At 56.7% G+C, this 18,633-nt stretch carries 15 protein-coding genes; 6 read left to right on the top strand and 9 right to left on the bottom strand.

The window, feature by feature from the left end; translation table 11 throughout:
- Window positions 1-110 precede the first annotated feature (110 nt).
- Window positions 111-542: an STY0301 family protein gene (locus tag C8C92_RS06975; RefSeq protein WP_133250700.1), complete on the bottom strand. Its 432-nt coding sequence runs from the start codon at window positions 540-542 to the stop codon at window positions 111-113.
- A gap of 10 nt (window positions 543-552) precedes the next feature.
- A complete protein-coding gene (locus C8C92_RS06970; protein WP_116743355.1) occupies window positions 553-939 on the bottom strand; it encodes a BPSL0067 family protein in 387 nt (128 codons plus the stop codon).
- Between the two features lie 212 nt (window positions 940-1,151).
- On the opposite strand from C8C92_RS06970, the gene C8C92_RS06965 reads away from it, so the two are divergent.
- The 6 genes from C8C92_RS06965 (at window position 1,152) to C8C92_RS27400 (ending at window position 6,710) form a co-directional block, all read left to right on the top strand.
- Window positions 1,152-1,379 carry a type II toxin-antitoxin system RelE/ParE family toxin gene (locus C8C92_RS06965; protein WP_116743354.1) on the top strand — a complete coding sequence of 76 codons (228 nt, stop codon included), beginning with the start codon at window positions 1,152-1,154 and terminating at the stop codon, window positions 1,377-1,379.
- Between the two features lie 31 nt (window positions 1,380-1,410).
- A complete protein-coding gene (locus C8C92_RS06960; RefSeq protein ID WP_207780976.1) occupies window positions 1,411-1,830 on the top strand; it encodes an addiction module antidote protein in 420 nt (139 codons plus the stop codon).
- Between the two features lie 699 nt (window positions 1,831-2,529).
- Window positions 2,530-3,909, top strand: a complete 1,380-nt coding sequence (locus C8C92_RS06955; protein ID WP_116743353.1) for an amidohydrolase — start codon at window positions 2,530-2,532, stop codon at window positions 3,907-3,909.
- A gap of 1,296 nt (window positions 3,910-5,205) precedes the next feature.
- Entirely contained in the window at window positions 5,206-5,487 is a 282-nt protein-coding gene (locus C8C92_RS06950) for a DUF3892 domain-containing protein (RefSeq protein WP_116743352.1), read from the top strand.
- A gap of 71 nt (window positions 5,488-5,558) precedes the next feature.
- On the top strand, window positions 5,559-6,305 hold the full coding sequence (locus tag C8C92_RS06945) for an abortive infection family protein (protein WP_116743351.1): 747 nt from the start codon (window positions 5,559-5,561) through the stop codon (window positions 6,303-6,305).
- Window positions 6,306-6,563: 258 nt separating this feature from the next.
- On the top strand, window positions 6,564-6,710 hold the full coding sequence (locus C8C92_RS27400) for a hypothetical protein (protein WP_165829211.1): 147 nt from the start codon (window positions 6,564-6,566) through the stop codon (window positions 6,708-6,710).
- 10 nt (window positions 6,711-6,720) lie between these two features.
- Here C8C92_RS27400 and C8C92_RS06940 read toward each other — a convergent pair whose 3' ends face one another.
- From C8C92_RS06940 to C8C92_RS06910, 7 genes are all read right to left on the bottom strand, one after another.
- The gene (locus C8C92_RS06940) at window positions 6,721-7,416 is read right to left on the bottom strand and encodes a SprT family zinc-dependent metalloprotease (protein WP_116743350.1); all 696 of its coding nucleotides are present in this window, start codon (window positions 7,414-7,416) and stop codon (window positions 6,721-6,723) included.
- The gene (locus C8C92_RS06935) at window positions 7,413-10,688 is read right to left on the bottom strand and encodes a type I restriction endonuclease subunit R (protein WP_243420134.1); all 3,276 of its coding nucleotides are present in this window, start codon (window positions 10,686-10,688) and stop codon (window positions 7,413-7,415) included. Before C8C92_RS06935 ends, C8C92_RS06940 begins: the two co-directional genes overlap by 4 nt.
- Window positions 10,689-10,813: 125 nt before the next feature.
- Complete coding sequence (locus C8C92_RS06930) at window positions 10,814-12,475, bottom strand: crosslink repair DNA glycosylase YcaQ family protein (protein ID WP_116743348.1); 1,662 nt, start codon at window positions 12,473-12,475, stop codon at window positions 10,814-10,816.
- A 2-nt stretch (window positions 12,476-12,477) separates the two neighbouring features.
- The gene (locus C8C92_RS06925) at window positions 12,478-13,779 is read right to left on the bottom strand and encodes a restriction endonuclease subunit S (protein WP_165829303.1); all 1,302 of its coding nucleotides are present in this window, start codon (window positions 13,777-13,779) and stop codon (window positions 12,478-12,480) included.
- Window positions 13,772-16,231 (bottom strand): class I SAM-dependent DNA methyltransferase, encoded by a 2,460-nt coding sequence (locus tag C8C92_RS06920; protein WP_116743346.1) that lies wholly within the window; start codon window positions 16,229-16,231, stop codon window positions 13,772-13,774. The genes C8C92_RS06925 and C8C92_RS06920 overlap by 8 nt, the downstream gene beginning before the upstream one ends.
- Before the next feature lie 398 nt (window positions 16,232-16,629).
- Window positions 16,630-16,830 (bottom strand): AlpA family transcriptional regulator, encoded by a 201-nt coding sequence (locus C8C92_RS06915; protein ID WP_116743345.1) that lies wholly within the window; start codon window positions 16,828-16,830, stop codon window positions 16,630-16,632.
- Between the two features lie 118 nt (window positions 16,831-16,948).
- Complete coding sequence (locus C8C92_RS06910) at window positions 16,949-17,848, bottom strand: phage integrase N-terminal domain-containing protein (RefSeq protein ID WP_243420133.1); 900 nt, start codon at window positions 17,846-17,848, stop codon at window positions 16,949-16,951.
- Between the last annotated feature and the right edge of the window lie 785 nt (window positions 17,849-18,633).

Raw genomic sequence — 18,633 nt, 5'->3', positions numbered from 1 at the left:
GGCAATTTCGTAGGTCGGCTTAGCGAACGCGTAAGCCGACATGCACGACCGCTGGCGCATCGGCTTTGCGGCCTGCGATCCCCCCAGCAATAGCGCTGATACCAACTCACTTACCGGCAATCGATATCGATCTCGTTCTGCCCGGCCTTGCTGCCTTTCCTGTAGGTAAATTCGCACAGGCTGACACTGTCGTCCATCCTCCTCGACAGTGTGACTTCGCCATGCACGCCGTAGCTGCATTGCAGCCACTTGCCGTCTGGATAGCGGCCTTCCAGACGGTAGCTGAGCGTCGTTTTCCCTTTCTTCTTGCGCTCCCCGCTGGGCACGAGCTGCCCCCTGCGCTCCGGTGCGCCATCGATCGGCGCTGCGGCGCTCAGGTAGAGCGGACTGTCGATGTACGGCGTCCAGCCGGCCGGCACGGCATTCAGGCTGATCGATGCCGCAGGCACGCTCTCCGAGCAAGCATATGAGGCGGTCATGGCTTGCGCGAGCACCGGGAAAATACAGCAGGCGACGCCGGTCAACAAAGGTTTAGGTTGCATGGATGCTCCCCTATTCGATGACGAAAAAAGCATCGGCATTGTTGCTGGGATCGATATGCAAGCCATTCTTGTACTGGCCTTTGGCACGCAAGGTGCGCGAAGTCACGATGCCCAGGCGCTTGCCCGACCACTGATCCATGACAATGATCCCGTCCAGCGTCTGTCCCATATACAGGGCCGCATGATTGCCTTGTTGATGATTCGCATACTTACCATTGATGAACGTGGCAATGGCCGTACCTTTGCGCAGCAAGCGATTTCCCAGCACTGCCTCCCCCTGCTTCCAGGCCAACGTGGCCGGCGCACCTGCGTAGTGGCGAACCAGCGCAACGCATTGATGGTTGCCGACCATGGTGGTTTTTTCCAGGTCGTCGACTTTGGTGTAGGTGTAGGACATGGGGTTCTCCGGGGTTGGTGGGAGAGGCTTACGATACATGGGGGAAAAATATGGGGAATTGAGATGGGATAAGGTTTGAGGGGGAATAACGGTTACGCAAATTTGATTGCGCATGTGTATTCAAATGAATACAGTTATCTCCAGAAGACGGTCACAAAAACCAAGCACTTCAGCATACTTGTACCTAATTAAGGGCTACAAGATCCCAGCACATCGTCCGGCTGGAAAATGGGCTGGGTGACGTGAAGGCAGTTGGTGGCGGCGTGCGTGAATTGCGCATTGATGTAGGGCCAGGCTGGCGTGTCTACTTCATTGAAGTTGAAGGCTACGTGATCGTGTTGCTCGTTGGCGGCAACAAGAGTACCCAGACTGCCGACATCAAGAAGGCCAGGCAGATGGTCACAGAATTGAAGAAGTCTGCTGCAAACCGGAAAAAATAATGGCGACCCTAAGCGATACAGGAGGTGCATCATGACTGAACACAACATCACGCTGTCCGACATTGAAGGGCTGGATCTGGAGGACTTCGACCCAGCGGAATACATCACCAGCGATGAGGCAGCCGCTGCCTACATCACGCAAGCACTGGCAACGAACGACGCCGCCATATTTGCCGCCGCCATTGGCGATATCGCGCGTGCGCGCGGCATGAGCGAAATCGCCAAGGCGGCTGGCTTGGGACGCGAGAGTCTGTACAAGGCACTGCGCCCGAATAGTCAGCCGCGCATGGAAACCATGACCCGCGTACTTGGTGCGCTTGGGGTGCGGCTGGTGGCGGAGGTTATTGGGTCTGGGAAGGGGGATAAGGTGGGTGGCGCTTCCAAAAAAGCGGGGGCTACGAAACCGCGCTCGCGGGGCAAGTCGACGGCAGCGAAGCCAGCAGCTGCCTAGGGCTAGGGCTAGGGCGGCCATTAGGGCACGGACTGATGCTTCGGACGCCGTAACACCTATTGGGGCCTTGTCGGCACAATTTCATGGCCTAGCGGGAAATCAAAGGGGGGGAACTACCGGCCCTCTTCGATTCGACCAACTGCTGCCGCTGCCCGGGCAGCTTCGTGCGCCGAGGGCGTGCGTTCTTGGTTTTAATCAGGTTCTCAATAGAGGTGGCTTCTACCGTGTCCAATGCCTCAGTCCGTGTACGGATAGCGGACCTGACCCCGCATCGCTGGCGAGTCGACAGGGATGGGTGACGGTGCAGCGGTGGATGATGGGGAGGGTGACAGGGTTGGCGGTGAAGATCGCTGCCGAGGGTCAGAGCCAGCAAACTCCAGAACACACGAAATCGCCTTTTTCAAGACACCTTGCATTTATCAGGAAGCCCTTATTGGCAAACCTGCCGCCAGCACAAGATCATGGCATGCGCTTATAACCATCAGTCAAAAAGTAATTAAAAAAACATCATTTACTAAAAGAAACATAATTAAGAGATCAATTATCAATTGAAGCCAGTAAATATTCAAATGGCAGTGGCCAATCTAACCGTTTTACATGATACCTTCATGGATCGAAGCATTTTCAAAAAAACCACCTTTTGTTATTTTAGTAATTTTTAGCGCGAATTGCCTTCATAAAAACGACTGAAAGGTTACGATGAAACTGAATACTTGCGCACTAAAATTGGCCGGAAGGTCGGCAATTGGCAGCATTTTCTTTGCCGCTTTTTATGCCTCAAGCACACTCGCCTATGCCACGAATGAGACATCGATATCTACTGATCTCCTTGTCCAGGTGAACAGTTCTATCGATAAAGACACAACACGACTGACAGGAATTTTTAAGGACTTACATGCACATCCAGAAGTTGCTTTTCATGAGAAACGAACAGCTGGAATTGTCGCCAAAGAACTGAAGGCACTTGGCTTTTCCGTAAATGAGGGCATCGGCAAGACTGGCGTCGTCGGCGTGCTAAAAAATGGGCCGGGTCCTACCGTATGGTTCCGCGCGGATATGGATGCCAATGCTGTTCATGAAACGACTGGGCTACCCTATGCAGCAAGCAACAAGCAAAAGCTTGAAGATGGTAGCGAGACTGATGCGATGCATGCCTGCGGCCACGATGCACATGTTACCTGGCTCCTGGGCATGGCAAAAACGATGGCGGAACTGAAGAAAAATTGGTCCGGCACTCTGGTTGTGTATGCACAACCAGCCGAAGAAGTAGGTTTGGGTGCCCAGGCAATGGTGGACGATAAGCTATGGCAACGTGGATTCCCTACACCAGACTATGCTTTTGGCACCCATACGGTCCCCGGCCCAGTAGGGTATATATCCAGTTCATCTGGAGTACGCATGGCAGGAGTGGATCAGCTTGACATTAAGTTTATCGGTCGAGGTGGACATGGTTCGACACCGCAAATGACCATTGATCCAGTAGTCATGGCGGCCCAAGCAGTACTGTCATACCAGACCATCATCAGCCGAAATGTGGACCCACAGGCATCAGCTGTATTGACTGTGGGCGCCATTGATGCTGGACGTGACAATAATGTCATACCTGGTGAATCTACACTAAAACTCAATTTGCGCTGGTTCACGCCTGAAGTTCGCGAACTGATGCTCATGCGAATCGACGAAGTTAGCAGAGGCATTGCATTGGCCGCAGGAGTACCAGCGGACAAGATGCCCGTCCGAACGATGAAGGGACATTCTGGCCCGATGATTAACAATGCTGACTTAACAAAAAAAATCAACCCATCTCTCGAAAAGCTGCTGGGTGCAGGCCGTGTGATCGATCAATTTCCTGCAGTAATGGGGTCCGAGGATTTTCAGGAAGCATTCAACACGCTGAAAACACCCTATGTCTTCATCTTGGTAGGAATTGCGCCACCAAAATTGTTCGCCGATGCGCGTGCCAAAGGAATGCCGTTTCCATACTCGAACCATAATTCTGACTTCTTCGTTGATCTGAGTGCAATTCCTATTGGTGCCAAGGTCAATACTGTCGCAGCATTGAGTATTCTTGCGAAATAGGGCCGAGCGGTGCCGGGGGCAGGTCCGAGATTTGGATACGGAATGATGCATTGGGCGCAGTGGAAGCCAACTTGGTCGAAACGCGATTAGCGGGCCGCCAGGGTCAGGTCCGCCATTCGGACACAGACTGATGCATTGGAAGCCGTAAAAGTGCTCGCGTACGGGGTCAGATCCGCCATTGAGACACGGATTGGGGTGTCGGGGTCAGGTCCGCCATTCGGACACAGACTGATGCGCTGGGCGCCGTGGATGCTTGCTCAGTCAAAACCTAATTAGAACCACGAACGCGCGCCGCAGGCGCGCGAAGCTGCCGCGCAGCGGCAGCAGTCAGTCGATTCGGAGAGGGCCGGGCCGGTAGGCCCGACCCTTCGAATCCCCCGCGCACGCCCCGCAGGGGGCGTGCTTCTCTCCGCCTACAGACGAAAAAAAAAGCTACCCGAGGGTAGCTTTTTCTTTTTCGTCTTTGGCGGAGAGGGGGATTCAAATCATGACTGGTAGGCCGCATGGATAGATGATTTTGACAGATGCTAGATTCAAGAATACCCCCAACTATGCCCTTACCAAAAATTTATCTATCGGCACCATGATTAGTTAATCAAAATATCCATTTGAGCAAAGGGTTAATCCTTATGTCGGTGCTTCGATTCGAGCCCTGGGGAATCAAATTATGCCTTGAACTGCTCATTAATACTGGTTTTCTAACTTCCTTATCGTCACATACCGTCACTAGTACCGTTAAAAATTTCTGCCGTGCCCATACGAGCTGGGCGGTCAATCTTCTTAATGGTCACTAAATCTCCAGCCTTCTAAACCGAGGGGTGCAGGTTCGATTCCTGCTGGGGCAAGCCTCGCATTCACCTGTACAAACGATCAGTAAAAAAGTTCGTCATTAATGTCTCATTTATACAACAAAGTTGGTCTAGACCGTTCAGCAATTATTGATGAAACCGTTAGTGGCTACTACCCCCATATACGTAGTCGGCGTGGCAACTTTGAAATGTCAAGTCTTTACGGAATAATTGAGATGAAAGTACATTTTCCGGAGTGCACTTGACTGCGGGAAGGAAGGGGCTACAATCAGGGCTTACTTGGTGACCAAGAACTAGATGTAGTGGTCAGAAGGGAGTGAGAGGGTCGCGTGTTCAGACGCTTCCCTCCCATGAAGCTGTACCCGTTAGGATAAACTTCGTACTCGCAAACGAAATTTTATCTAACCGGAGACGGTTGTCAACGGCCGATTCGGTATAACGGGGTGTTAAATTTCTCATTTACAACCTTTGTTATAGAAAGAATATCATGGCAGACTATCGTATCACTTGTATCAACCTTTCCAACTCGGGCCGAACTCACGAGCACATCACGCACGTAGGCAATCCCGGCGTCTGGAATGGCCGCCTCACTGTCAATCAAGTCATTAACATGATCCTTGGCCCTGATCGCCACACGTTCTACGTTCAGGACGCTTACGGGAATCGTGCAGATGTGATGGTTGTCGATGCAAAGCCTCAGTACATCAGGACGCGCAAAGACAATACTTGGACTGATAATCTGCTTTCGCTGACATCTTGTCCAATTTAATCGAGTGATACCACGAGGCCCGCTTGCGCGGGCCTTTTACTATTGAAAGAACACTCACGTAACAGGACATTATGCAGCCACAACACGAACAAATTGAAGCGTTGCAAAACGTACTCGTTGCACGCGCAACCGGGGTCAGTGGCGTGGGGGATGACGCCCAGTATTCGCAGCTTCGGCAGCTACTCTTGGCGGATGGAAAGCTTGCGCCGCTTCTCCCCTCATTCGTTCGCACGAGTCGTACGTTAAATCAGTTCTGGCCGTTCATTCAAGCCAAGTTTGCCAAGTATGCTGAGCGCCGGGAATACATCTGGGCCGAGTTCCGTCCCATATTGGATTTTTTAGAAGGTGTAGGGGCTTCGCCCTCAGACGCTGGTGTAACATCTGCAATTGCGAAGTTCGATGGAGCACACGTACAGGCGGCATGGCACAAGGCTTTGGAGCGCCGGACTACCGACCCTGAAGGGGCAATAACGAGTGCCAGGACGTTATTGGAATCGGTGTGCAAACACATCCTTGATGCGTCTGGTACGCCCTACGAGGATTCCCCGGACATGAACAAGCTTTACCGCCAGACAGCGGAGCGGTTGAATATAGCTCCGACTCAACACACGGAGCAGGTGTTCAAGCAAATCTTGGGTGGGTGTACGGCCGTGGTGGAGGGACTAGGGGCGCTACGGAACCGGCTGAGCGATTCGCACGGCAAAGGGAAAGCAGCGGTGAAGCCTGCACCACGACATGCCGAGTTAGCGGTAAATCTTGCAGGGGCGTTGGCGATGTACTTGCTCGCCACTTGGGAGGCCAAGAGCGATCCAGGCTAAAAAAACCTAAAAAAATTCATGGATCGAGGGCTGTGCTTAACGCTGAGGCCCGTGGGTAAAAAACGAAGGTATTGCCTTCAAAATATCTGTAGGCGCCGCTGCTGGCGCTGGTTGACGGTTAGAGTCGCCTATCTTGGAGCGAGAGGTACAGCGCTCGTTTACGTACGTCAGACTGCGGCCTTCAAGATGCGGTGAGCCTGTCAGAAATTTTGTGTGAAGGAACTCATACGATAAAATCTATCCTTGGAAAGGAAACGTATGGCCATCGACAAAGCCACACTCGACAAACTGCTTGACGGCTTAGACCCGAGTAACCTGCAATCCATGTTCACCGATGCCGGGCTGTTCGGGCAGGTGAAACTGGCTTATGCCTTACCTGTACATTGCTCGACCATCTTCCCATAGCTAACCAAGTCTACAATCCCTCGACAGAAGCCCCATTCCTATTCAACCAGTCTTTCCGCAATTCGTAGTCGGGAAGCGCACGTTCAACGCGCCGCCAGAAATCGGGGGTGTGATGTGGCTCATGCAGGTGGGCCATCTCGTGGACGACAACATATTCCGCGATTCGCGCTGGCAACAGAATAGTCTTCCAATGGAAGTACAGCAGCGCCCCTTTGCCGCACGAGCCCCAGCGGTAACCGAGATCTTGTACCTTCACACCGGACGGCGCAAGCTCCATCCGCGCGGCATAGTCTTCGACTTTCGCCGATAGCCAGCGCGTTGCATTGCCGCAGTACCAGCGAATCATGTGCTCGCGCCCTTCGCTCGCGAGTGTCTTGGGCATCACGAAACGTCCACCGACTAACTTGACTGGCGCAATCGATTCGTCAACCAGGCGCAGACGAAAGTTGCGGCCGAGGTAGAGAAAGCCCTCGCCATCGACGAACATCTTGTTGGGTACCTCGCGCGTCAAGGTCTCCTGGCGCGCCAACTGCTGGTATATCCACATACGCTTGCGTTGGACGAAATCGCGCAAGGTGGCCTCTGGAGTATCTGCAGGCGCTGACAGAATCAGCTCACCACTACGGTCAACAGTAATCTCCAAGGTCCGCCGCGCAGCGCTGCATCGGACCTCAAAGCACAAGTCATCGACAGTCAGCATGTTCATGTCGTCACTAGTTTCTCGTGGTTGGCGCGCGCCAGCTCCATCAACTTGTCGACCAACGCTTCGATCTGCGGCGTGGGTAACAAGCGTGAGCGCATCAGCAGTTCGAAAATGCGCGTGTTCAGCGCGTCCTGCGCCGGCTGACGGTTGGGGCGCCAGAAATTAGGCGTCAATTCCGAGGTGATGGTGTCCACCACTTCGACGCTCAGGTCCACCAGCTTCTTGCGCTCGACATCAGCCATTGCAGCGTTGCCGACGGCCGTGTCGACCAGCAAGCGAAGGAAGGGACCGTATTGCTCGGGCAGATCAGGCAGGCGGTCGTCGTGGTCCACGCAGCCGCTGCGAATTTCGTCAACCAGTCCCTTCAATGCTAGCGCCAGCTGATCCCAATGATCGCCCAGCTTATCGAGTAAATCCTTCAGGCGTTCGCTCAACTTGCGGAATGCGACCGGGTCCTGATCCATGTGCTCGCGGATGTGTGCCCGCACCGCGTGTTCCATTTCCGATGCCTTGGCACGGTCGTTCGGCTCGCGCGCCACCTTCATGGCAAAGTCGGCATCGGTAAGCGAGACGGGCGCTATCTTCGGGTCCACGCCCAACGATATGACGTGCTCATCGATCAGCTTGCGCACCTTGGCGCCCACGTCCTTGCCCAGCACCGGCGTATCGCGATAGCGATTGCGGGCGCGGGCATAGATGAAGGCCAACAGTTTCGCATCCGGCGCGAAGGGCAAGCCTTCCGGCCTTGGCAGCACCACGTCGAGCGTATTCAAAAACTGCTTGAGCTTGACCGTAAATTCGGCGCGCAGCCGTTCGTCGGCGAGCAATTCGACGCAAGTATCGAAATCGTTCAGGCTCTCAATACCCCGGCTACGAAACAGGTCGACGACTCGCAGGTGGCGGTCACGCAGGACCGGAATTTCGTCTTTCAAGCTTTGCAAAGCACCGTCGATGTCTTCATCCGCATAAACATTGAGCGCCTGCTTGAGATGATGGGCCAGGCCAAAATAATCGACCACGATGCCGAACTGCTTATCGTACCCAGTGCGGTTCACGCGCGCGATGGTCTGCAATAGCTCGGCCTCGCGGATCGGGCGATCCAGGTACATCACGCCTTCGATCGGCGCATCAAAGCCGGTAAGCAGCATCGACTTGACGATCAGGAAGGCCAGCGGATCAGTCTTCGCCGCGTCTTTGTGCAACAGTGGTTTTTTGAAGCGCTTGATGCGCTGCTCCTGCGCCACACCGTCGGTCCATTGCTTCCACACGGGATCGTCGTTATTGCCACCGGAAATAATCGGCGCGAACTCAATCGCGCGCAAGGTGTCGCGATAGCGCCACGCCTGAACCTGCGCCTGTACCAGCGGCGACCGGCGGCACAAAACCTCGTCGTCCATCGCCTTGTCTTCCGGGCTCAAGGCCTCGGCTTCGGCCAGCAGCTCATCGCGCGCCACAAAAAAAGCGTCCACGTAGCGCACCACGGCGAGCCGGCTGTATGCCACCACCTGGGCCTTGAAACCGTTAGGCAGAATGTACGTCACGTAGTGGCGCAGCATGTCGCGCGCCTTGTCGGCAATGAGCGCGGGCGCCTCGAAAATCTGCCCCTTGGTCGCATACTTCTTGCGGATCGCTTCGAGTTCCTCAGGCGTATGCTCGCGGAACAAGTCCTCGAACAATTCGTCCAGATTGGCCCCCTCCTTGACCGCACCATTGGCCGTGCGGCCTTCGTAGAGTATGGGGACGATGGCGCCATCCTGCTCGGCTTCGCGGATCGTGTAACGGTCGATGAACTCGCCAAAAATTTCATACGTGCGCTTCTTGTCGCCCATCAGAATTGGCGTGCCTGTGAAGCCGATGCGTGCGCAGTTGGGCAAGCCGGTCTGCAGCGCTGCCTGCAAGTCGCCGGCCTGGCTGCGATGCGCCTCGTCTACCAGAATCAGGATGCTGTCGTCTTCGTTGAGCACTTCGGCCGGCGCCGACTGGCGCACTTCATACCGTGGCAAATCTGCCGCCTGTAGACCAGGCTCACCGGCAGCATCGCCGCCGCGTGCTTTCTGGATCATGCCAAACACCAGACCTGGGCCACGACGGCGCAGCATCGCCTTCAACTTATCTGCCGATGTGGCCCGTTCCACCGTTTCACCGGTCAATGCGGCGGTCAGGGAAAGCTGCTGTTCCAGATCGGTACGGTCGGTCACCACCACTACCTTGAAACGCCGCAGTTGCGGATCGGTGCGCAGCTTGCGGATCAGGAATACCATGGTCAGGCTCTTGCCAGAGCCCTGCGTATGCCAGACGATGCCGCCACGCCGGTCATGCTCGCCATCCTGGAGACGCGTCTTGCCAGTGCGCAGACGCTCAATGGCGCGAACGACGGCGCGGTACTGCTGATAGCGGCAGACGGTTTTGACCGTGTGGCCATCCATATTCATGAAAAGCATGAAGTGGCGCAGCACGTCGAGCAAGGTGCGCGGCTCGAACAGGCCGGCCACCAGGCGCTCCTGCTCGGACAGCTGGGTCTTGCCCAGCTTCTCGCACACGGCTTCCTCGGTCATCGGCGCGACCGTCTTCCAGGCCGAGTAATGGCGGAATTCTGCGCCTATGCAAGCCACTCTGGCCTCGTCGAAACTGGTCGCCACCAACAGCTGATTGGTGTGAAACAGTGGCTCATTGCCCTCATTGTCATCGACTTCGCCGCTGGCCCGGCGCGCATTGCTATAGCGGCGCAACTGGTCCACTGCCTCGGCCAATGGCTCGGGAACCGACGGGCTCTTGCACTCGATCACCGCCAGCGGAATGCCGTTTACCAGCAGCACCAGATCGGGCACGATAAACGCCTTGCCCCGATTGTAGCCCGGGGGGCAATCCACCCGGTACTGATTAACGACGGTAAATTCGTTGCGCTCAGGGTGAGCCCAATCGATATAGTGAATGGTCTGGACGCGGCCGCCATCCCAATCCGGCATGCCGTCGACCGTGATACCGCCATGCAGCAGCTCAGTGGCCACGCGGTTTGCCTCCATCAAGCGGTGCGCGGGGATGCGCGTAATGGCGCCGACGGCTTGCGACATGCGTTCGTCGTCCAGCCAGGGCTGCGCCACCCCGGCCACATCGCGCAAATTCAGGGCGTAGAGCTGGCGGCGCAGCTTGCCTTCCTGTACCACCTCGGCGAAACTGGCACGGCCGGTCTTGGCAGGCTGGTCCAGGTCACCTGCCACATAGCGCCAGCCCATCGCGGTCAGCTGCTCAACAAACGGACGTTCGACTTCGTCCAATTCCCAATTCATAAGTATCCGTTCAGTTCTATAGTTCGTTGATTTCAATGGGAAAAATATTGAAAGACGTCTAAAACAGGTCCAAAACCACGTCCAAAGACGTCTAAACCGTCTATAAACCCAAGCTACTCAGCGTCACCCAGAACGTAATATGCCGCCCGCCTTTCGCCATGCTGTTGCAGGCGCCCAGACTGCCTGAGGCGCTTCAATAGATCCCTCGCCTGAATTGAGGTCAGGCGACATAAATCAGCTACGTCGCTACGACGCACCGATCCATGCTGTCGCACATAGCTCAGCACCATCTGCTCGTGCTGGAGATTGCTGAAACCCATCTGCCGCGTGTAAGCAGCCTTGCCCCCTTCAGCCTGATAAACGCCGGCTGCAAGCGTATAGGTGCGGCCACGCGTCGTGCCATGGGCTTGCGCAAGGCCAGCCTCAACCAAAGCCTCCAGGGTGCGCTTCGCTTGCGCCGGCTCTCGCTGGATATGGATGGCCAGTTCCTCGGTCGTCAGGCGCTTCAGGCCACGCAACGCCGCCAGGGCGATCAGGCTGTCGATCGGCAATGCACTGCCGCGCCGTCCCTCTTCCTCGACCACGCGCTTCAGGAAAGCCTCGTCGGCATCCGTCGTGGCCAGGCGCAGGATGACGCTGGTGGCATCGGTGCGCCGGTAATCCGGCTCGGGACGCCCGAAGCGCAACATGCCGCGATAGATTTTGTCGACGCCACGCCCCGAACGCTCGACCACGCCGATGCGCTTCATCGCGTCGGCCAGTGTGCGATTGCGCGGTCGCGGTTCGGTGGTCAACAAGTTCGCCAGCGTCACGCCATCCATCAGGCCACCCGGGTTGCTGATCGTCAGCCCTTCGTCGTCCATCCGCACATGCACCGCGCCCATGCGGTGATAGTCACGATGTACCAGCGCGTTGGCGACCGCCTCGCGGAAGGCGCCCAAGTCCACCTTGGGCACGGGCACGCGGAACAGACCGACCTGTATTTCACGCTCGGGATTGTAAGGGCGGAAATTCGTCTCCAGCCAGTCCAGTGCCTTGAGCAGGGGAAAACGGCGAAATTCGTTGAAGCCGACCGCCTCGCGCGCCAGCACCTGGAACGCGAATTCATGCGTGCCGACCAGTTCGCGCAGCGCCAGCTCCTTGCCCAGCAACAGCAGACCCGTCAGCGTGGGCACGCGCGTGCCATCGCTCTGGCGTGCGGTCAATCCAAGCGCACCATCGAGCGCTTCGTCATCGAGTTCAAGCAGCACACGGTCGCCGCCATATTGCTGCACGCTCTGGCGCAGGCGTTCGCGCTCCAGCGGGTCCAGGTCACTCAGCTTGGCACCGGCCACCGCCAGGGCAGAAGCATCCACCAAGCCAAAGGTGGTGGCGCGGCTGGCTCGCTCATGCGGCAACATCGCCACGCATTCGGGCTGGCCGTCGGCCTTCAGGCGCCGGCGCAGATACACGCCGCCGGTGGTCGCCACTTCGCCATGCGCCTTGGGTATGGCGATGCGCGCTACATGCACAGCGCCCAGTGCGACCGGCGTGACCACGACCGCCAGCGACGGCGATGTGCGCGCGGCCACCAGACCCGCCAGTCCGGCCAGTTGCATATGTTCAGCATGCAGACCCGTCGGCGTGCCATCGTCTTCCACACCCAGCCACAGTTCGCCACCGTCGGCGTTGGCCAGGCAAATGACGGCCTCGACCAGATCGTTGTCGGACAGGCGCTTGCGGTCGCTCTTAAATTCAACGGTGAACGATTCACCCTGTGGCAGGGTCGGGATCATAATTACGCGCCTTGAGAGTTGAGCAGCGGTGTAACGCGGACGCGACCAGTGAGAAGGTCGTCCATCAGACCGGCTTTTTCTTCCATCATTTTATGTAATCCAGCAATTTCCAAGGTAATTTTAGCCAACGCGGCCGAAACAATCCGGACAATCTCCTTCTGCTCGGAACGCGCATTTGGCAACGCGATCCGAAAGGATTGCACGTCGCCCTTTGTAATGTTGGGATCCTTCCGTGTGCTAGCAGCGACACCCGCCCATCTTTTCCGTCCATGCTGAACGGCTCGCAGTACATATTCCGGTTCTAGGTCTGCGGAAGTAAAAATCAATGCACTGATTGCTTGATTTGTAGCTGCAGGCGTCTGCAGAATTCCCGTTCGCCCAATTTGCTCCCAACCACCGTACATTGCAATCAATACACTGCCAACAGGCAGTCTTTCACAGGAACATTCTCGCAATGCTACTGCGGTGATGGATTCACTCGTTTTCTGAATATCTCCTTCATTCAAATCCATCGTTTTGACCCATGGTATTCCGTCGTCGCAGTAATATCGTGCCGATGAGCTTCTCGCAGGTGTCGTACCTGACCGAATTTCAGCAATTTCGCCAAGAGTTGCCGTACACCAAGATGTCGGGATCCATCCCAGTGGCGAGTCCTTGTAGAGATGGGGCGCCTGGCTCTGCGGTGGGCGCAGTTCGCCGTTAGCGCCGATGCCACGCGTCAGCAGGTCGTGCAGCAGCCCCTGCTTGACTTGCTTGAGCTTTTCGATGATCGCTTCAGTCTGGCGGATTATAGTGTCGAGCGTGTCGAGAATTTTAGCGATCGCAGTCTGTTCCACGATTGGTGGCGTGAAGACCTTAAATCGCCGAACGTCGCCATCGTTCAGCGCAGGATAACTAGACCCAACGGCATCACGGTTTGCCTGAATTGAAATTTGGCTGCTCATTACACAATGGAAAAGGTATCGTGAGTCACTCACACCTTCCTTTGCGCGAATAACCGAAAAGCCGGTCGATGCAACAACCGCGCCGATATTTTCCCGATCAAAGTAACCGTGTGATTGTAAATTTGGGCGCACAGTTCCGAAAAGAACATCACCGTAACGTAAGACACGGCGCGCCCGGCTTGGTGAAGTTGCGTAAGAAACCTCGGCGACCGATTTCCAATGAATAGAGCCAGCACTCGTCGCACCTAAGTCGACGTATCTAAAACGGAAATTCTGGGCCGTCGTCGAGCTAAGTGTCTCAGGATTTGTATCTGCTAGCTCATCGAGCGAACGTAACATCGCTGGATTGATTTCATACATACCGTAACCCATGCAAGAACGATTTTAAGGCTTCATTGGCAACATCCCGATCTCGTTCGATATCATCCAACGTGATATGGTACTTATCCCACCAATTTTCAAATTCAGCAATAACCTGCTGCCGGTGCGCGTCGATGCAGCGTGCCACGATTGCCGCCATGTCATTGCGCAAGATAGTCAGCAGCAAGTCGGCCGCGCCAGCTTCGTCGAGCGCGTCAACAGCCAAATTGAGACGAACTGTAAAGCTTAGCTCCTGCGCCTTGATCTCCTTCTTGAGCACACCAAGCTGCGTTTTCCAAACCTTGATCTGCGCTTCATCCACAGCAGGCTCGTCATCAGCAACTTCGGCTTCATCACCATCCTCACCCGCGCTCTTGCTGGCCATAGCCGCCTTGATTTTGCTGTCCAACTCGGCCTTGCGCGTTTCCAGCACCGCCTGCGCATCAACGAAGTCGGCCATCAGGAACTTGACCAGCTTATGCTCAAATGGCTGGTCCTTGCTTTGCTCGTCATCCATCGCCGCCAGTATGCTAGTGCGCCAGGCATCGACGACGCCTTTGGTGCCACGCGCCATCAGGGTCATGAATTCATACTTGGCATCATCCCAGAATCCCGCAACGATGCCGCGCACCTGGAAGCGTCCCAGCACACCGGCCGGCTCCATCGCATCAGCAAAGCTGTGCAGCAGGTCATTACGCAGACCCACCATGCTGGCCGCGCCGGCAATGGCGATTATGCGCAGGCTGTGCGCCCGCCACCATGCGTCAAAGGCTTCGCGCACCGCTAGTTCGCGCTGCAGCAAGCCTGGGTTGGTCTCGATGGCGAGCTTGATGGATTGGCGCGTAGACAGTTGCGGCGCAAAGTCGAAATAGTGAGCGTCGCGTTCGGTCAGCAGCGCCAGCGGATCGAGGCCGTGCGCGGCAAGAATTTCCATCTTCGCCGCCACTTCGGCCTTGGGCACACCGCCCAGTAAGTGGGCGCGCACGTCGTGCGGCTCAGGCGCGATGGCGTTGTCGGCGTAGCGGCGAATGTTGAGGTTGTAGTCATTCTCGCGCAAGGTGGCCGTGCTGACAATGGCAGAAAAGCCCGGCTCGGCCTTGAAATTTTCAAAAGTGTTGACGATTTTTTCGATATGCTCGGGCAGCAGGTAATTCTGCGCGCGGCCTTCGAAATACTCGCGGTCGGCGTTAATGAACAGCACCTGCCCACGGCGCTCGGCCACCTTGCCGCTGGCGTTGCCCTGGCGCTGGCGCATCACCAGCACGCAGGCGGGAATACCAGTGCCGTAGAACAGGTTGGCGGGCAGGCCGATCACCGCTTCGACCAGGTCGGCCTCGATCATGGCGCCACGGATGGCGCGCTCTTCGCCGCCCCGGAACAGCACGCCGTGCGGCATCACGGTGGCAAGCTGCCCGCCGTCGCGCAGTACGGCCACCATGTGCTGCAGGAACATCAGGTCGGCCTTCTTGCTGCCCAAGGACACCTCGCCGTAGCGGAAACGCTCGGCGCGGAACTTGGGCGCCCAGACGGACTGGCCGTTGCGGTCGGTGTCGGCGCTGCCCCAGTTGATCGAGAAGGGCGGATTCGACAGTACGCGGTCGAAGCGCATCAACTCGCCCCCTTCGACGTGCTGCGGCTCGGCCAGCGTGTCTTCGTTGCGCAAGTCGGCAGTGCTGATGCCGTGCAAAAGCATGTTCATCTTGGCGATAGACCAGACGGTGCCATTCGCCTCCTGGCCGCACAGGTCGGCGCGGCGACCATCGCCGCCATGCTCATCAATATACTCCTTGGCCATGATCAGCATACCGCCCGAGCCGACGCAAGGATCGTAGATACTGTGCTGCTGCTCGGGCTTGACCAGTCGCACCATCATGCGCACGACCGAACGCGGCGTGTAAAACTCGCCGCCCTTCTTGCCGGCCGAGTCGGCGAACTCGCCGATCAAATACTCATAGGCCGCGCCCAGCAGGTCGGGGAACTCAAAGTCCTCGTTACGCAAACGGTAGGTGCCGAAGTGGCTGATCAGCTGACGCAGCTTGATGTCAGGAATCTTGCTCTGCCCGACCTTGCGCGAAAAATCGATGTGTTCAAGCACTTCGGCCAGGCTGGAGTTGTTACTTTCCAGGCCGCCGAGCGCACGGTTGAGAAACCCGCCGACATCGACGTGGGCCTCGTTGACCAGATAGTCCCAGCGCGAAGTCGGTGGTACGTAGAAGGACTGACCGTACCAGCGTTTGAGCTCGGCACTGGCCTCTGCATCAGACTCTGACTTGCCCCCCGCTATTTCTTGCGCGACAACCTGTTCGCGACGCTGGTCGAACACGTCGGAGCAACGTTTCAAGAACAGCATCCCGAAGATATATTCTTTAAATTCAGAGGCATCCATCTTGCCGCGCAAGATATCGGCGGCCTTAAATAGATGACGTTCCAGCTGTGGCAATGTAATCGGCATGAGGTTAATGAAGGGAATTCAGAGAGGGGCCGATAATATAGCATTTACGCGTGCCAAAGTATCGTTGACATAGCGGCAACTGTCAAATTCACAGCCCCGGATTAATGTCTCCGGTTCGCCCTTATTTGGCGTGGCCCAGCAATTATGCACCAGAGCGTGAACGCACTTGCTCAAGACACTACTCGCCTCAATCACCTCGAGAGAACGCCGTGGCTCGCTCACATTGCTGCAACAACGGATACCTACGGCTACCGCTGTGCCGGCGCCCTGGTCAACCGCACACGCGCTGTGAGGAGCTTGCAAACGATTAACCACAAGCTCTTTTACCAGGGAATAAAGGCGTATCAACAGTTGCTGCCGAAGGAGCCAAAACGTCCAGCAGTTGGTCAACCTCACGTTTAGACACCCCTACGGCTAGCATCTATACAGCGTTGCTGCCATTCTGCAATTTCACCCGCGTCCCACGCGACAGATTTGGGACCAATGGGAATAGGCGCTGGCAACACACCCGCCTTCACCTTGCGCCAGATTGTGGCACGGGACCAGCCGGTGGCCTCGATTACAGCAGGCAAGCGTAGGAATTTTCTCGTCGTTGTCATAAGTTTCTCCTTCGATTGATGAACAGCAAACAATGAAGAGTCATGCTGACTCTCCGCGATAGTTCCCGCAGCGCCAGAGCTGCCTCTTTGGATCTCTTCTATCCCTACAACTGATCGGTCATCTCCCAAGGTAGATAGAGGTGACCTGTTCACGCCCATGCCCCATCTCCACCGAAATTTTTAACCTTGCAGCGTTATCCGCCAACTTTTGTGAAGCATCCAGCTGCCTCGATGTCGCGCCGCCACAGGCTGGACTAGGTCGGCCAGTCAACTCGGCATAGCGCCGCTGCGCATACTCATGGCGCAGCCCATGCACGCCATGAATGCCAGCCTTGTCGCACTGCGCACGAAAGCGGTTCAACTGGTCCCGATAGCGCAACTGCGCCGGAATCAAGCTACCTTTGCCCGCCAGCGCCTTGGCCGCTTCCAGCACGGCGCGCTGCTGCATGGTTGTGATCGGCACCTCCCTGTACTTGCCACCCTTGGTCCAGCTATCCTGCAGCCGCAGGATGCTCCCGCCATCGGCCCATCCCGGCTTGATCTTGATGCTTTCCTCGCGCCGCAAACCAAATGCCGCCTGCAACTGCAAGGACATGCGCGTATACGGATCATTCACGCGGGCCAGTGTGTCAGCGTCGAGCACCTTTGCCTTCGTGACATTGGTGACAAACACCCGCTCCGCGATACCGTATTCGCCGTTGGTGCGCGCAATGACATTCTCCTTGCCGATCTTCTCTGCCCACCAGCGCAGAGCGCTCATGCGATTCTTGATCGTTCCGGTACTGACACCATCCTGCTTCCACTTGTCGAGCAGCGCCGCCACATGCTTCGGTTTCAGGCTGTCCACGCTCATATGCTGGAAGCCCCGTTCCGCCAGGTCGTTGGCACACAGGTTTAACAAGCGCTCACGGTCGGCCTGCGTCGCAAAGCTGCCATCCCGGTTGCGGTGACACAGTTGCTTGAGCTGGTAGTTCAAGTCGCGCATGGCAAAGTCATCCCTTCGATCTTTGGTTTTCACATCGATGCCGCGTGGTGTAATCCTGTCTGGTAAGTGTTTCTGGCCACCCTCACTGCCTCGGCAGAAAAGGTTGAATCAAGGGCCTCGGGACACCACTCCCGTGTATGCGGTTGCTGTTACTGCCTGCCCGCGCCGCATGCGCGTGTGGCACCGCTGCGCGCTCCCGGAGGAAGCTGCCGCAGCGGGGACCAATCACCCAGGGTCCATGGAGTGCACATCGTGCACGGATCAACTTCTACTAATCAGCCCGTAGCGGGCAAAAGACATCGCAGGGCTTGCCTGCGATGGGGGGCGCCTGGCCCCGTCACTGAACAACATCACGCGGTGGAATTCCGCTTGCCGCCTGGGCCTACGCCGTCGGCGGCGCGTCGTCACTGGCAGCACGCCGCCAGTAACGACGCGCGCACGCAGCCATGGCATGTGACGGCATATAAGCCAGCATCGCACTCGCGGTGACGATATTGGCGACTCTGAAACACATGCGCTGGCGGCAGTCGCGATGGCATCGCATCGCTGGCATTTCTGCTGACGGTGCGGCTTGCGGCAAAGCCATGCAGTGGTTCATACGGTGCGCTACCTCGCGGGGCATGCGAACCAATCGGGGCAGGAGTCTTGCTCCTGTTTGAGGAAGCGCCCACCGGGCGCAATCATCCAGGCAATCCGTCTTGCGGATTGTGGGATATGTAGGCGCTGAAGGCAGCGCTTTATCGTGCCGAGATGTGCATGCTTCTGCATGGCCCGGCGATATATCTAGCAGAAACTGCTATGTATCATGGTGGCGGGTG

Source organism: Janthinobacterium sp. 78 (assembly GCF_003096775.1).
Classification (GTDB): Bacteria; Pseudomonadota; Gammaproteobacteria; order Burkholderiales; family Burkholderiaceae_D; genus Janthinobacterium; species Janthinobacterium tructae.
Note: the sequence above shows the minus strand (reverse complement) of the source record. Positions and strands in the feature narration are given on the sequence as shown.

Excerpts from the sequence above, each read along its gene's own strand:
- C8C92_RS06975 (WP_133250700.1), bottom strand. The coding sequence starts at position 542 with ATGCAACCTAAACCTTTGTTGACCGGCGTCGCCTGCTGTATTTTCCCG.
- C8C92_RS06970 (WP_116743355.1), bottom strand. The coding sequence starts at position 939 with ATGTCCTACACCTACACCAAAGTCGACGACCTGGAAAAAACCACCATG.
- C8C92_RS06960 (WP_207780976.1), top strand. The coding sequence starts at position 1,411 with ATGACTGAACACAACATCACGCTGTCCGACATTGAAGGGCTGGATCTG.
- C8C92_RS06955 (WP_116743353.1), top strand. The coding sequence starts at position 2,530 with ATGAAACTGAATACTTGCGCACTAAAATTGGCCGGAAGGTCGGCAATT.
- C8C92_RS06950 (WP_116743352.1), top strand. The coding sequence starts at position 5,206 with ATGGCAGACTATCGTATCACTTGTATCAACCTTTCCAACTCGGGCCGA.
- C8C92_RS06945 (WP_116743351.1), top strand. The coding sequence starts at position 5,559 with ATGCAGCCACAACACGAACAAATTGAAGCGTTGCAAAACGTACTCGTT.
- C8C92_RS27400 (WP_165829211.1), top strand. The coding sequence starts at position 6,564 with ATGGCCATCGACAAAGCCACACTCGACAAACTGCTTGACGGCTTAGAC.
- C8C92_RS06940 (WP_116743350.1), bottom strand. The coding sequence starts at position 7,416 with ATGAACATGCTGACTGTCGATGACTTGTGCTTTGAGGTCCGATGCAGC.
- C8C92_RS06930 (WP_116743348.1), bottom strand. The coding sequence starts at position 12,475 with ATGATCCCGACCCTGCCACAGGGTGAATCGTTCACCGTTGAATTTAAG.
- C8C92_RS06925 (WP_165829303.1), bottom strand. The coding sequence starts at position 13,779 with ATGTATGAAATCAATCCAGCGATGTTACGTTCGCTCGATGAGCTAGCA.
- C8C92_RS06920 (WP_116743346.1), bottom strand. The coding sequence starts at position 16,231 with ATGCCGATTACATTGCCACAGCTGGAACGTCATCTATTTAAGGCCGCC.
- C8C92_RS06915 (WP_116743345.1), bottom strand. The coding sequence starts at position 16,830 with ATGACAACGACGAGAAAATTCCTACGCTTGCCTGCTGTAATCGAGGCC.